The organism is Candidatus Eisenbacteria bacterium (assembly GCA_035577985.1).
Lineage (GTDB): Bacteria > Desulfobacterota > Binatia > DP-6 > DP-6 > DATJZY01.
In genome coordinates this window covers 1-14,686 of the sequence record DATJZY010000044.1, presented here as the reverse complement: position 1 = coordinate 14,686, position 14,686 = coordinate 1, and the positions used below count along the sequence as shown (strand labels likewise).

Annotated in this window: 11 protein-coding genes and 1 pseudogene; 7 read left to right on the top strand and 5 right to left on the bottom strand. The window is 69.8% G+C overall.

The genetic code is table 11. From position 1 onward, the window contains the following. On the bottom strand, positions 1 to 173 hold a 173-nt coding region (locus VMS22_07440), incomplete at its 3' end, for an alpha/beta hydrolase (GenBank protein HXJ33861.1). A 198-nt stretch (positions 174 to 371) separates the two neighbouring features. Between VMS22_07440 and VMS22_07435 the strand changes: the two genes are divergently transcribed. Continuing rightward, a complete protein-coding gene (locus VMS22_07435; GenBank protein HXJ33860.1) occupies positions 372 to 1,382 on the top strand; it encodes a class II fructose-bisphosphate aldolase in 1,011 nt (336 codons plus the stop codon). 18 nt (positions 1,383 to 1,400) lie between these two features. Here the strand turns inward: VMS22_07435 and VMS22_07430 are convergent, their stop codons facing one another. Then, complete coding sequence (locus VMS22_07430; protein ID HXJ33859.1) at positions 1,401 to 2,975, bottom strand: sigma 54-interacting transcriptional regulator; 1,575 nt, start codon at positions 2,973 to 2,975, stop codon at positions 1,401 to 1,403. 131 nt (positions 2,976 to 3,106) lie between these two features. Here VMS22_07430 and VMS22_07425 point away from each other — a divergent pair, with 131 nt between their 5' ends. Next, a complete protein-coding gene (locus tag VMS22_07425) occupies positions 3,107 to 3,640 on the top strand; it encodes a hypothetical protein (protein HXJ33858.1) in 534 nt (177 codons plus the stop codon). 36 nt (positions 3,641 to 3,676) lie between these two features. Here VMS22_07425 and VMS22_07420 read toward each other — a convergent pair whose 3' ends face one another. Both VMS22_07420 and VMS22_07415 read right to left on the bottom strand, forming a co-directional pair. Next, positions 3,677 to 3,889, bottom strand: a complete 213-nt coding sequence (locus VMS22_07420; protein HXJ33857.1) for a lysozyme inhibitor LprI family protein — start codon at positions 3,887 to 3,889, stop codon at positions 3,677 to 3,679. 63 nt (positions 3,890 to 3,952) lie between these two features. Continuing rightward, positions 3,953 to 4,753, bottom strand: a pseudogene (locus tag VMS22_07415) (trypsin-like peptidase domain-containing protein). Between the two features lie 184 nt (positions 4,754 to 4,937). Here VMS22_07415 and VMS22_07410 point away from each other — a divergent pair. The 4 genes from VMS22_07410 to lnt all read left to right on the top strand — a co-directional run bounded on the left by VMS22_07410 (position 4,938) and on the right by lnt (position 9,995). Next, positions 4,938 to 5,921 carry a hypothetical protein gene (locus VMS22_07410; protein HXJ33856.1) on the top strand — a complete coding sequence of 328 codons (984 nt, stop codon included), beginning with the start codon at positions 4,938 to 4,940 and terminating at the stop codon, positions 5,919 to 5,921. A 78-nt stretch (positions 5,922 to 5,999) separates the two neighbouring features. Then, on the top strand, positions 6,000 to 7,250 hold the full coding sequence (locus tag VMS22_07405; GenBank protein HXJ33855.1) for a cyclopropane-fatty-acyl-phospholipid synthase family protein: 1,251 nt from the start codon (positions 6,000 to 6,002) through the stop codon (positions 7,248 to 7,250). Beyond that, a complete protein-coding gene (locus tag VMS22_07400) occupies positions 7,247 to 8,488 on the top strand; it encodes an FAD-dependent oxidoreductase (GenBank protein ID HXJ33854.1) in 1,242 nt (413 codons plus the stop codon). Before VMS22_07405 ends, VMS22_07400 begins: the two co-directional genes overlap by 4 nt. Positions 8,489 to 8,495: 7 nt before the next feature. Beyond that, positions 8,496 to 9,995: an apolipoprotein N-acyltransferase gene (gene lnt / locus VMS22_07395; protein ID HXJ33853.1), complete on the top strand. Its 1,500-nt coding sequence runs from the start codon at positions 8,496 to 8,498 to the stop codon at positions 9,993 to 9,995. Here lnt and VMS22_07390 read toward each other — a convergent pair. Next, positions 9,992 to 14,194: an adenylate/guanylate cyclase domain-containing protein gene (locus tag VMS22_07390; protein HXJ33852.1), complete on the bottom strand. Its 4,203-nt coding sequence runs from the start codon at positions 14,192 to 14,194 to the stop codon at positions 9,992 to 9,994. The genes lnt and VMS22_07390 overlap by 4 nt on opposite strands. A 207-nt stretch (positions 14,195 to 14,401) precedes the next feature. Between VMS22_07390 and VMS22_07385 the strand changes: the two genes are divergently transcribed. Next, positions 14,402 to 14,686, top strand: a 285-nt coding sequence (locus VMS22_07385; GenBank protein HXJ33851.1) for a hypothetical protein, incomplete at its 3' end; no start/stop codon positions are given.

Genomic DNA, 14,686 nt, shown 5'->3' with positions numbered 1-14,686 from the left:
TGGCCGCGACGGTCGTGCGCGACGACGCGGAAGCCCTTCTGCGCGAGGAAGAGCATCTGGCCGTCCCAAGCGTCGGAGCTCAGCGGCCAGCCGTGCGAGAACGTCACGACCGGGCCCTTGCCCCAGTCCTTGAAGTAGATCCGCGTCCCATCCTTCGTCGTTATCGTGCTCATTCGGTGCCCTCCTTGCCTCGAGAGCACGCCGTATGCCGCGGCAACAACTGTCGCTGATCGGCGCTTTCTCGCGGCTGCACGAGCTGCTCGCCGTCGCCGGCACCGAGATCCTGGTGGGCGATCGAACCGAACTCTCGTTGCTGGTCTGACCTTTCGGCCCGAGGCCACCCGTCCGAGCGCGCGAATCCGCGAACGCGGTTGGCACGGTGGCTGCACCCGTCGTCTCGTGACCTCGCCACCACTCCGAACGAATGGCCCCGCGCGTGTCGTCACGCGGGTCACGGCCTCGCGATGCTCGTGAACCCGAAAGACCACCTCGCCCGCGCGCGCCGTGAGGGCTGGGCGATCGGCGGCTTCAACGTCTACAACCTCGAATCGGCGCGCGCGGTCATTGCGGCGGGACAGGAGCATGCGGCGCCCGTGCTCGTCCAGACGTCGGAAGGCGCGGTGAAGCATGCCGGCCTCGAGAACATGGTGGCATTGGTGCGCCAGCTCGCAGGGTCGACGAAGGTGCCGGTCGCGCTCCATCTCGATCACGGGAAGAGCGTGGCGCTCGCGCGGGCGGCGGTCGATGCCGGCTACACGTCCGTCATGATCGACGCCTCGCGCGAGTCCTTCGAGGAGAACCTCCGTGACACCCGCGAGGTCGTCGCGTACGCACACGCCCGCAACGTGAACGTCGAGGCCGAGATCGGGGTCCTGGGCGGCATAGAGGATCTCGGCGAGCGGGGCGGCGGTTCGATGCTGACCGATCCAGGGCAGGCTGCTCGGTTCGCGGACGAGACCGCGGTGGATGCGCTGGCCGTGGCGATCGGGACGTCCCACGGCGCATACAAGTTCGCCGGTGAGCCACGCCTCGACTTCGAGCGGCTCCAGGCCATTGCCGCGCGGGTCGCGGTGCCGATCGTGCTCCACGGGGCGTCGTCTCTCGCGCGCGACGAGATCGTGCTGGCCGAGCGCTACGGCGCAAAGCTCGAGCAGGCCAAAGGCATACCGCCTCAGCTCATCCGCAAGGCCGTCCAGAGCGGCATCGCCAAGGTGAACACCGACTCCGACCTCCGGCTGGCGGCGCTGCTGCGCGTACGCCAGATCCTCGTCGAGCGCCCGGACCTCTTCAACGTCTACGAGCTGATGGGCGAGATGGAGGCGGCAATCCGACGTGCGGCCGCCGAGCGGATATGCCTGCTCGGGAGCGACGGCAAGGCATGATCGCCGGACGGCGACGACTCACTCGACGTCCCGCGGTCGGATGCCGAGCGTCCGGAGGCGCGACTGGAGGGTCGACGGTTTCACCTGGAGCAGCTCGGCAGCGCCGCCGTCGCCGTAGATGCGTCCGCCTGTCTGCCTGAGGGCGGCGAGGACGTTGGCGCGCTCACGACGTCGCCACTCGGCCTCGGGGACGATCTCGTGCGGATCGGCGGAGGTGCTTCTTTCCGGCGGTCGCTCGTCGGCCCCACCGTCCGGGTCCGCGAGATCGAGCCGGAGCGGACCGTTGCGAGACAGGATGACGGCTCGCTCGACGACGTTCTGCAGCTCGCGAACGTTGCCCGGCCAGTCGTGGCGTCCGAGGACGGCGCACTGCTCGCGGGTCACCCGTGGCTCCGGCACGCCGAGCCTCGTGGCGGCGAGGGAAACGAAGTGGGCCACGAGCGCGGGGATGTCCTCCTTGCGCTGGCGCAGCGGCGGGAGCTCGATCGGGAAGACGCTCAGGCGATAGTACAGGTCCGCGCGGAAGCGCCCGCCCCGGACCTCGGCCTGCAGGTCGCGATTCGTCGCCGCGAGCACCCGCACGTCGACGTGGCGCGTCGCATCGTCGCCGACTCGCTCGTACTCTCCTTCCTGGAGCACGCGGAGCAGCTTCGGCTGAAGATCGAGCGGCAGGTCCCCGATCTCGTCGAGGAAGATCGTGCCGCCGTGCGCGAGCTGGAAGCGCCCGGGCCGGTCGCGGAGCGCGCCCGTGAACGAGCCGCGCACGTGACCGAAGAATTCGCTCTCGAACATGTCGTGGGGAATCGTGCTGCAGTTCACCTTGATGAGCGGACGCTCCGCACGGCGGCTGCGCTTGTGGATCTCGCGGGCGACGAGCTCCTTCCCGGTCCCCGACTCGCCGAGGATCATGACCGTGGCATCCGTCGACGCGACGAGGTCGACTTTCGGGAGGATCCGTTGGAGCGCCTGGCTCTCCCCGACGATCGTGCCGAACGCCAGGGCGGCGTGCACCTCCTCACGCAGGTACGCGTTCTCGTACTCGACCTGCCGGCGCAGTCGCTCGATCTCCGCGAACGCACGCCCATTCGCGATGGCGGCAGCGGCGAAATCGGCGAACGTGCGGAGCCAGCCGAGCTCGCTCTCGCTGATCGCGGCGCGCCGAAAGACCGCGAGGACGCCGAAATTCTCGCCCCGGAAGACGAGCGGCTGTCCGGCGAACGTCTCGATCCCTTCGCGCTGCACCCACTCCGGCCTCGCCCAGCTCTCCGACGACGCGTCCGTCAGCAGGAGCGGCGAAGCGGTCGCACCGATTCCTCCGACCTTGAATACGCCGAGTGGAAACCGCCGGAACTGTCCATCGAGACGAGACCAGTCTTCGCCCGGTGAGGCGCGCGGGGTGCCTGCGCTGGCGACCAGGTGGAGACACTGGGTCTGGTCGGGGCATTGGGCGCGCAGCCGGCACGTCTCGCACACGTCCCCCGGGCCAAGGAGCCAGACCCGCGCGAGAGCCACGGCGCGCTGCCGCGCGAGGCCGTCGACGATGCGGTGGAGCACGGCATCGAGCGAACGTTCGGCGGCCACGGCAAGCGCCACCGCTTGCAACGCTCCGGGGTCCAAATCGCCGTCGATGCTATACGGGTGGCCTGGGCACGCAATAGTCCAAACGGGCGAGCGTCTCCTGCGAGGCTCCTCTACCCGCCCCGAATGTGGGAGAAGCTCCGATGATGAGGACACTGCCCTTGGTCGCTTTCGCCGTCGCCCTCGCCCTGCCGGCTCACGCCGCCGTGATGTGCCAGAAGAAGTCCGGCACGGTGGTCGTGCGCGATGCCTGTAGGAAGAAGGAGCAGGCCATCGACTTGAGCCAATTCGGCGCCGTCGGCCCGAAGGGCGACCCGGGGCAACCGGGCGCGCCGGGCGCACCCGGCACCGCGGCCGCCTACGCGCACATTTCCAGCAACGGGACCCTCATCGTAGCCGACTCGAAGAACGTCACGGCTGCCTCTGCCGCCGTCGGTGTCGGCGGTACCGGCGCCATCTGCATCACGGTGGACATGCCCACCGTGCACGTCGCGGCAGTCACGCTCGACATCAACGAATCGGGTGGACCGTCCGGTCGATCGATCTTCGTCGCGATCAGACCCACGGCCGTCGCCGCCTACGTGGACGGCGGCAACTGCCCCGACCAGACCAACGTGGTCGTGTACACGCTGGTCGGCACCACCCCCAGCACCGAAGAGCTCTACGTGTTGTTCAACTGAGACCGCCGTCGCTCGGACGGCCGCGCCCGACCAGTCCTACCGGGCCTTCAACGCCGCGAGACGGTCGCGATACAGCGCACGAACGCACTCGTCGACCCACTTGTAGACGCAGCCGTCGCGCATGGCGAGCCACTGACGCTGCTCGCACCGCAGGCGGTCGCGTTCCGCGGGCGTCGAGCGTCGCAGCCGATCGGCGTAGGCGGCCGCGAGCGCACGATCGGCGTTGGCGAGGTCGCGGTTGGCGCAAATCGTGTTCTCGGCATAGGCGAGAGTTCCACGCGCGATGGCCTCCTAGCCCCTCCCCAATACCCCCTCCATCGCTTTCCGCGCGGCGTTCACCGGCACCGCGAATCCGATCCCCACGTTCCCTCCGCTCGGCCCGACGATCGCCGTGTTGATCCCGACGAGCCGCCCGTCCCAGTCGACCAGCGCGCCGCCCGAGTTGCCCGGATTGATCGACGCGTCGGTCTGGATGAACGTCTGATGCTCGCCGGCCCCGAGCATCGACCGGCCGACCGCGCTCACGATGCCGGAGGTGACCGTCTGGCCGAGGCCGAAGGGGCTGCCGATCGCGACCACGAAGTCGCCGACGCGGAGCGCGTCCGAGTCGCCGAGGGGCACGGCCGTCAGGTTCCGCGCGGCGATGCGCACGATCGAGACGTCGGCGTCGCGATCGCTGCGGACCAGCGTCGCTTCGAAACGGCGGCCGTCGAGCAGCGTCACGGAGATCTCTTCCGCGTTGGCGATCACGTGCTGGCTCGTGAAGATGAGGCCGCGCTCGGCGTCGACGATTACGCCCGAGCCGAGGCTCTGCCGCTCGACCTCGCGCGGCACGTTCGGGACGCCGCCGAAGAACTGCCGGAAGAAGGGATCGTTGAAGAGCGGATTCAGCTCGATCCGCACCCGCGACGTGGTGGAGATGTTGACGACGCCGGGCACCACGCGCGCGAGCATGGGTGCGACGGTCGGCCGGCAGGATGCCTGGCAGGGTGGAACCGAGACCGACGGCGCCGGGGGAAGCGCACGAATCGCGGGGCCGCACGCCGCGGCGAGGCACGCCGCGAACGCGATCCACGCATCGAGCCCCGGGAGTGGCCTGTTGCTGACGCGCATCGTCCGCCATCATCCCTGCCACAAACGGCGCACCGTCGATACCGGACGCCCGAGCGCCGGCGGAGCCCCGAGGCGGACGTCGCACCCCGGCGCCGACCGCGACGGCGGTCCGGTTGACGGCGGCACCAAGATCCATGCTATGCGTCCCGAACGAAATGTGGCTTGAAATGGAAGGACGCTAGCTATGACGTCACGTTCTACGACGAGATCGTTCCGCATCGTGGTCCGGGCCATCGCCGTGATGGCCGTGGCCGGCGCGCTGGGTGTCTTCATGGGCTCGCTCTTCGCCGCCGAGCAATCGATCCTCGGAAAGCAGGCCATCGTGAAGGATCCCGTCCCTGGCGGTGACGCCACGAAGCGGAAGCTCGTCGGTCAGGCGAAGGAGGCCGGAAGCCCCAACACGTTGGTCGGCGATCCCACGACCAACGGGGCGACCGTGACCGTCTTTGCCGACGGCGGCGCGTCGTCGAGCGAGTCCTACATGTTGCCCCCGCAATTCTGGCGAGGAAGCGGGTCGACCGTCTTCACCTACTCGGACATCACCAAGACCGGGCCCGTCCGGAAGGCGCAGATCAAGCTCAAGGGCGGCGTATTCCAGATCAAGCTGGTCGCGACGTCGAAGATCAACCCCCCGAGCGTGTTGCCGCCCAATCCCGGGACGAGCTTTTGCATGATGGTCGAGATCATCGGGGGCGATCGCTACCACGTGCTCTTCGGTCCAGGCGCCGTGATCGTGAAGAACGACGCGAAGATGTTCCGGATCAAGAGCCCGACCACGGAAGGGTTCTGTCCGCTCCCCACGACGACGACGAGCACGGTGACGACGTCGTCGACCAGCTCGAGCACCACGTCGAGCACGTCGACGTCGACCTCGACTTCCACGTCGACCTCGAGCTCGAGCTCGACCACGACCTCGAGCTCCACGTCATCGACGACGTTGCCGTCGTGCGAGGTGCAGGGCGCGCCGTGCGGGACGTGCGGCTCGGGCCTGTGCGTCATCCGGTGCCAGGCGCCGAACCAGCTCGTGTGCATCGACACGTCGGTGAACAGCCCGCCGAACGGCTGCGGCAACGATGCCGGGTGCGCCGCGGGCCAGGCGTGCTGGCAGGTGAGCTACGGCGACTGCGGGGGCTACAACTCCGGCGGGTGCAGCGTCGGCTGCAATTGACGGGCACAGCTTCACGCGCATTCCTCCGCCCCCGCGCGTTTGACGGCCCGGGTTCACCCTCTTACGATCCGCCGACGAATGGCGGCCGGCGGCCACGCAGACGAGGCGGTGATCGCCGCTTCGATCGAGCCGCGGCGGCTCCTTCGACATCGCATTGCCGCCGCCGTCGTGCGTCGCTGGCTCTCGGCATGGCGCGCCGGCGCGCTGCTGATGGAGCTCCCGGACGGTTCCACGTGGACGTTCGGCGACAGCCGGTCCGACCGCCGCGTCGCCGTGTCCGTTCGCGACTGGCGCTTCTTCTCGCGCGTGGTCGCGCGGAGCGACGTCGGGCTCGGCGAGTCGTACATGGCCGGCGAGTGGCGGTGCGACGACCTGGTGGCGTTCTTCTCGCTCCTGCTGGGGCACGCATCGATCGTGCGGCGCGCGGGCCTGCTGTCGTGGACGATCCCGCTGGGACGACGACGCGCGCGTCCGGACCAGGCCGCCCGCGACGTGCGGGCGCACTACGACCTCGGCAACGAGTTCTTCGCGTCCTTCCTGGACGAGAGCATGACGTACAGCGCCGCGGTCTTCGCGACGCCGCCGACGTCGCTCGCCGACGCGCAGCGCGAAAAGCTCGACCGCATCTGCCGGCGGCTCGCGCTCGCCTCCGGCATGGACGTGCTCGACGTCGGGGGAGGGTGGGGGTCCTTCGCGATCCACGCCGCGGCCACCTACGGGTGTCGCGTCCGCTCGATCACGCTCTCCCCGGCCCAGCACGCGCTCGCCCGCGAGCGCGTCCGGGCGGCCGGGCTGGGTGCGCTCGTCGACGTGCGACTGTGCGACTATCGCGAGGTCGAGGGCCGCTTCGATCGCCTCGTGTCGATCGAGATGTTCGAGGCCATCCCGTTCGACGACTACGGGGTCTTCTTCCGCACCTGCGAGCGGCTGCTCGCACCGGACGGCTGCATGTTCCTCCAGACCAGCACCTATCCGGATCGCGACTTCGAGGGGTACCGCAAGAACGCCGACTGGATCCGCACGCACGTGTTCCCGGGTGGGCTGCTGGCGTCGCTCGACGCCGTGCGCGCGGCCCTCGCACGCGAGACGCGCCTCGGCATCGCGTGGATGGAGGACATCGCCCCGCACTACGCGACCACGCTGCGCCGCTGGCGCGAGCGCTTCCTCCTCAACCTGCCCCAGGTCCGGCGTCTCGGGTTCGACGCCGCGTTCATCCGCAAATGGGAGCTGTACCTCGCCATGTCCGAGGCGGCGTTCGCCACCCGCCGGCTCGCGACACTCCAGCTCCTGCTCAGCCGCACCGGCGCCGGCCCCGCGCTCTCGTCGTGAGGGTCGCGATCGTCGGTGGCGGCATCTCGGGCCTGGTGGTCGCCTATCTCATCTCGCCGCGCCACGACGTGACCGTGTTCGAGGCGAACGCCTGGGCCGGCGGGCATAGCCACACGATCGACGCCACCGTCGGCGGGCGGTCCTACGCCGTCGATACGGGATTCGTCGTCTACGACCCGCCGACCTATCCGGGATTCACGACCTTGCTCGACCGGCTCGGCGTCGCCACGCAGCCGAGCGAGATGAGCTTCAGCGTGCGCTGCGTCGCGAGCGGGCTCGAGTACAGTGGCCGCTCGGCCGCCGCCCTGTTCATGCAGCCGGGGAATCTCCTCTCGCCCGCGTTCTACCGCATGCTGCGCGACGTCCTGCGCTTCAACCGCGAGGCACCGCGCCTGCTCCACGGTGACGCCACGACGACGCTGGGCGCCTACCTGGCGGCGGGGCGCTACTCGATCGAGTTCCGCGAGAGCTACCTCGTTCCGATGGCGAGCGCGATCTGGTCGGCGCGGCCGAGCCAGGTGCTCGAGATGCCGGCGCGCAGCGTCGCCGGCTTCTTCCAGCATCACGGGTTGCTGCGCCTGCGCCGCCGGCCGCAGTGGCGCGCCATAACGGGTGGTGCCCGGCGCTACGTCGAGGCCCTGACGGCCGGCTATCGCGATCGCCTGCGCCTGCGGTGCCGCGTCGAGTCGGTGCGACGCCACGCCGATCACGTCGAGGTGCGAACCCGCGACGGCGCGGAGCGCTTCGATCGCATCGTGCTCGCGACGCACGGGAGCCAGGCCCTCCGTCTCCTCGCCGATCCGACGCCGACGGAGCGCGAGGTGCTGGGTGCCTTCGCCGACGAGGAGAACGTGGCCGTGGTGCACACGGACGCGAGCCTGCTGCCGTCGAGACGAATGGGCTGGGCGGCGTGGAACGTCCACCTGGACCCGCGCGTCGACCGTGTCGCCCTCACGTACAACATGAGCCTGCTCCAACGCCTGTCGTCACCGGAGCCGATCTGCGTCACGCTGAACGCGACGTCAGCGATCGATCCCGCGAAGGTGATCGCCCGCATGACGCATCTGCATCCCGTCTATTCGCGCGCCGCGATCGCCGCGCAGGCGCAGCGCGAGAACTTGAACGGCCCGAACCGGACGTACTACTGCGGCGCCTACTGGGGATACGGCTTCCACGAGGACGGCGTCGCCAGCGCGCTCGCGGTGTGCCGGCACTTCGGCGGGTCGCTCGATCGGTGAGCACGCCGTGACGCGCGGGTGGATGCGCGGCCTGGCCGTGCTGGTGTCGGCGGGCCTGTACTGCGCGGCGTTCCCGCCGTGGAACCTCTCGCTCGTCGCGTGGGTCGCGCTGGTGCCGTTCCTGGTCGCGCTGCGCGGGGTCGGCACCGGCGGCGCGGCCGCGCTAGGTCTCCTCTGGGGAACGGCGACGCTGTCGGGGATCGGCTACTGGGTGCCGGGCGCGCTCTCCACCTATTGGCAGCAGCCGTACTGGTTCGGCTTCCTGTTCGCGCTCGGCGTTGCCCTCGTGTTCATGGGTCAGTACTTCGCGCTGTTCGGGCTCGCGTACCATCGCGTCGAACGGTGGAGTCCGCGCAGCCGGCCATGGCTCGTCGCCGCGCTGTACGTGACCTGCGAGCTCGCCCGCGCGCGGCTCTTGACCGGCCATCCGTGGCTCCTCCTCGGCTACGCGCTCGTGCCGCACGTGGCGCTGATCCAGCTGGCCGAGCTGGGTGGCGTGTACGTGCTCTCGTACGCGCTCGCGCTGGCAAACGCGTTCGTCGCCGAAGCGGTCGGGCGATCGGAACAGCGGGCGCGCCCGCTCGTCGCGGCCATGCTCGTCGTCGTCGCGGTCGGTGTCTACGGGGCGATCCGGCTCCGTGCGCCGCTCCCCGCGGAGCCGCAGGTTCCCGTGATGGTGGTGCAGGGCAACCGAGACGCGGGCGCGGCCTGGCGGGCGGAGTCCTTCGCGCAGGGATTCGAGGACTACATTCACCTCACGACGAGCGGCGCGGCGCGCGCCCACCCGCGACTGGTCGTCTGGCCCGAGAGCGCAGTGACGTTCTTCCTCGCGGACGAGCCCGGCTATCTTCGTGCCATCACCGAAGCCCTCGAGCCGCTGAACGCCGACCTGATCGTCGGCGGGCCGCGCAAGGAGGCGGGGGACGGGGAGACGCGCTTCTTCAACTCGGCCTTCTACGTCACCGGCGGCCGCATCGACGCTCGCTATGACAAGGTGCATCTGCTGCCGTTCGCGGAGTACTTCCCGCTCCGAACGATCCGGCTCTTGCGGCGTCGCTTCGAGGCCGTGCGCTACTACGCCGCTGCCGAGCAGCCGGCCATGTTGAAGACCCGCTTCGGCGACGTTGCCACGCTGATCTGCTTCGAGGCGATCTTTCCGGAGGTGGTGCGCCGGCAGACGGCGGCGGGCGCGACGCTCATGGTGAACCTCTCGAACGACGCCTGGTTCGGCCCGAGCGCTGGAGCGGACCAGCATGTCCAGATGGTGGCGCTACGCGCCGTCGAGAGCCGGCTCTGGGTGATCCGCGCGACCGGCACGGGCGTCTCCGCGATCATCGATCCGTACGGCCGGGTGACGGCGCGCGCGCCGCTTTTCACCGCCGCCACCATCGACGATCGCGTGGTGCCCATGGCTGTCACGACGCCGTACGAGCGGATCGGCGATGCGTTCGCGTGGCTCTGCGTGCTCGCGACCGCGATGGGGCTCGCGCTGGCGCCCCGAGCCTAGAAGGGTCTCGTCACGGCGGGGTCGCCGCCAGCGTGCAGTCCCGCATCGAGCCGCGCGAGATCACGGGCGAGGCCGGTTTCGACGAAGAGGCGTCGCGCCCGTTCGGCGTGCGCGGAAAGGTCGCCGTTCGTGCCGTTACCCGCGCGCACGCGAAGAGCCATCTCGGCGCATGTCCGCGCGAGCTCGCCCTGCACCTCCAGCCGCTCGGCCTCGGCGATCGCCTTCGTCCACCAGGCGACGGCTTTGCTCGGCCGTCCGAGGAGCCAGTGGAGCCGCCCGACGAGCCGCCACGTCTCCACCCGCGCGCCGGCGACCACGCGGGCGACCCGGAGCGCCTGGCGCGCGCTTCGCTTGGCCTCGGTACGCAGCGCGCCGAGAGACGACTCCGGCGGAGAGCCGGCGCTCTCGAGCGCCGCCAGCGCGTGCCACAGCCGCGCCGTCGTGTAGGCGGAGAGGTGCCAGGGCGGGATGATCCCTGCCTGCGCGACGATCGCGGCGGCCTGCTCGAGGCTCGCGCCCGCCTCCGCCTGCTCGCCGCGAAGGGTCTGCGCCTTCGCCCTGGTACCGAGAGCGAGCACGCGCAGCGCGTCTTCGGTGCGACCGGCGGAATAGCGCTCGACGGCGGCGAGCGTGGCGTCGAGGTCGCGCGCCTCCAGGAGGAGGATCGCCTCCATGATGTCGTAGTTCGCCTGCGCGAACTCGTAGCCGTACGCGTCGCTCACCTGGGCGAGCTGCTCGAGCTGTCCCCGCGCGGCGCCGAGCCGTCCCTGCCGGATCTGCCGGTCGGCTTCCAGTCCGAGGTAGGAGTTCACGTCCCAGAACAGGCCGTTGCGGAGGCCGCGCTCGAGCAGATCGGCCGGGATGCCGGGCTCCTCGCGCCACTTGCCCTCGAGGAAGTTGATGACGAAGCGGAAGAAGCCGCAGCCGAGCTCGTCGCCGACCTCGCCCGGCCGGATGAGCTGCTGGGCCCGGCGCAGGAAGCGGCGGCTCACCGCGAACGACGTGCCCGAGTAGGCGAACGCGGCTCCGCCCATCACGTACGTCAGGCAGGCCGTGCCGATGGTCGCCGGGTCGCGATGGTTCATGCGGCGGATGGCGGCGATGTTGTCGACGAACATGCGCTGCGGGTCGCTCGTGGTCATGGCGCGGAAGCGCCGGAACATGATCTCGAAGGCTTCCCGCTCCTGATCCGAGACCGCCTGCGTCGCGCGGGCCTCCGGGCGGGTGTAGAGGCGGAACAGCACGGCGAGCATGTCCGAGGCGAACCGGAGCTGCGTCTCGACCCCGCGCTTCGCGACGCGATAGCCGTTGTGCTCGAGCGCGCGGTCGAAGCTCGCGATCGACTCGGTGAGCCGCCCGGTGTTGAGGAGCGCGTAGCCGATGTTCTTCTCGAGCAGCGCCTTGTGCTGCCGGTCGCCGCCGTCGCCGTGGAGCTCCGCGTAGATGCGGGCGGCCTCGCGGAAGTGCGTCAGGGCCTCGGCCGAGGCGGCGCTTCGCGCGGCTTCCTCCCCAGCCTTGAAGAGGTGCTCCTCGGCTTTCGGGAGATCGTCGGCGCGGCCGTAGTGGTAGCCGAGCATGCCGTGGAATTCCGCGAGGCGGTCCGAGAACAACCCCTCGATCGACTCCGCGACGGTGTGGTGCAGCTCCTTGCGCGTCTTCTGCAGGATGGACTCGTACACCGTCTCCTGCGCGAGCGCGTGCGTGAAGATGTACTCCAGCTCCTGGCCGAGCGTGCGACCGCCGACGGCGACGTCGAATCCGCCCCCGCGCCGGAGCAGGAGCTGGCGCTGCTGCAGGCGGGCCAGCTCGTCGTCCAGCTCGCTGTCGCTTTCGCCCTGGCGCCGGGAGATGTCGGCGATGATGCGGTAGTAGAAGGTGCGCCCGATCACGGAAGCGACCTGGAGGAGGTGGCGCGTCGGCTCGTCGAGCCGGTCGACGCGGGCCATGATGACTTCCTGGATGGTGCCCGGGATCACGACCGCGTCGATCTTCGTGGTCACGCGGAAGCGCCCGTCGGCATACTCGACGGCTCCCTGGTCGATCAGCGAGCGCACGACCTCTTCGATGTAGAACGGATTGCCCTCGGCCTTGCGCGTGATGAGGTCGCGCGTCGCCTTCGGCAGGTCGTCGATGCGGAGCAGGTTCTGCACGAGCGCGCCCGACTGCTGCGCGTCGAGCGGCTCGATGCGGATCTCGTCGTATCGCGCCGGCGCGCTCGCGAGCGCGCTGCGCACGACGCGCTCCGCGGTGTCCTGGTAGTCGGGGCGGAAGACGTTCACGAACAGGACGGCGTGCTCGGCCGCGAGGCGGAGCAGCGTTTCGAGCAGCGCCACCGACGTGCCGTCGGCCCAGTGCAGGTCTTCGAACACGAGCACGAGCGGCCGGACGGCCGCGATGTGCTGGAACAGCTCGCGCGTGTTCTTCGTGATGAGCTTCTCGAGCGCCTCGCCCTCGATTCCCTGAAGCCGCTCGCCGTAGGCGCCAGGCGGCCGCATGCCGAGCAGCGTCGCGACGAACGGAAGCGCCTCGGCCGCCGCGTCGCCCATCACCGCGACGACGGCCGTCTCGAGCTTGCGGAACGCCTCCGGCTCGCCGTCATCGTCGCCGATGCCGGCCCACTGGCGCAGCAGGTCGACGAACGGATGGAAGCTCAGGTTCTGATCGATGGCCGTCGAGCGACCCTCGAGCACCGTTGCGTTCCGCAGCGGCCCGAAGGCGAGGGCTTCGGCCATGAGGCGCGACTTGCCGAGCCCGGCCTCGCCGATGACGTTCGCGATGCCGCCCTGGCCGGTGAGCACGCGCGTGAAGCAGGCGTGGAGCTGCTGCAGCTCGCGATCGCGACCGACGAGCGGCGACGAGATGGTCCGGTCCGCCGCGGACACGCGCGCGCGGTGCACCTGCTGCTTCACGGAGGCGAGCTCGTACACCGGCACGGGCTGGCCCTTGCCCTTCAGATCGAGCGCTTTCGGCGGAAGGTACTCGAACGCGTCCCTGGTGTAGCGATGCGTCTCCGGCGCGACGTAGATCGCGCCATCTCCCGCCGCGTCCTTCAGGCGCGCGGCGAGGTTGACGGTGTCGCCCATGACGGTGAAGTCGCGCTTCAAGCGCCCGCCGATCTCGCCGGCGATCACGAGACCGGTGTTGACGCCCATGTGCACTTCGAGTGGCGTCGGGAGGGATTCCTCCTGGCTGAACTGCGCGAGACGCTCGCGGATCTCGATCGCTGCATTGATCGCCCGGCGCGGGGCGTTCTCGATGGCGTTCGGCACCCCGAAGAGCGCCATGAGGCATTCGCCGATGTACTTGTCGACGACGCCGCCGTGGGCGCGGACGACCGCCTCGAGGGCGGTGAAGCAGCGGTTCAAGAGAAGTCTCAGGTCTTCCGGCAAGAAGCGCTCCGAGAGCGCCTCGAACCCGGCGATGTCGGCGAAGAGCACCGTCGCCTGACGGCGCTCGCTGTCGCGCTTGACCATGCGGCCACTGCGTCTGGCGGCGACGAGGTCGTAGATCGGCACCGCCTCTGCCCCGTTGTTCGACGCGAGCGGCGCCAGGGCGCGGTACTCGAACGCCTTCGCGGTCTCCGCGAAGGTGAGCGGCCCGACGAAGATCTGTCCGGGCCCCGACGCGCGTTCGAGCTGCCGGGCGAGGGATACCGCATTCCCCATGACGGTGAACTCGCGCCGCACGGCGCCACCGATCTCGCCGGCAACGACCGGACCGGTGTTCACACCGATGTGGATGTCGAGGTCGGCCGTCTCGCCGTTCTCCGCGTTGTAGGCGTAGAGGTCGGCGCGCATCGCGATCGCCGCGGCGACCGCCTGGCGCGTGGCGACGTGGTCGCCGGGCGTGAGGCCGAAGATCGCCATGACGCAGTCGCCGATGTACTTGCTGACGACCCCCCCGTGCTCGACCACGATCCGCTCGATGCGGCGAAATACCTCGTTGATGACGTCGGTCACCGCCTCGGGGTCGAGCCGCTCGGACAGGGCGGTGAAGCCGGAGATGTCGGCGTAGATGACGGTCGCGTTACGGCGCTCGCTCTGACGCGGCGGGTCGTGCGGGGACGACGTCAGACCGACGCCTCCCGCTGCCCATCGCGAACACCCAGACTGCGACGCGTCCAGCCGTGCATCGCGACAAGAAACTTGCTCGTCCGATCCCGGCTCGTCAAGGGTGGATGCTCGCCGTGCCCTCGACATGCACGCCAGGACCGCCCCAACAAAGCTTGCATATCCATGCTTCGGTCTGGTAGCCGTACCGCTGGTCGCCGAGTCGACGCGATCGTCGAAAACCGGGGCGACGCAGAAAAGAGGGCGGAGATGAAGTCGCAGCTCGCTACATGGCGTAGAGCGCACCACGCTGAATCGCCCGCGAGCAGGTTTCTTCGCCGGTGGATGCTCGGCGTGATGGTGCTGGCGCTCAGGGCGTCGGCCGCCCGCGCCGGCTGCAACATCATCCCGCCGGTCCAGGCGCAGGCCCAACCGTCCACCCTGGGGAGCGTGGCGAGCCCGATCACGACTGCCCTACAGCAAGTCGAGATCCAGCTCGTCTCGGAATGCGACGCCACCGAGTTCGATCCCGACCCGTCGAAGAACGACGTCAGCATCACGTTTCCGCCCGCGGGTCCGACCCAGCCGCCGGCGATTCACGTGGTCCCCGACAGCGTCGAGTGCACGGCCGGGGGATCGCCC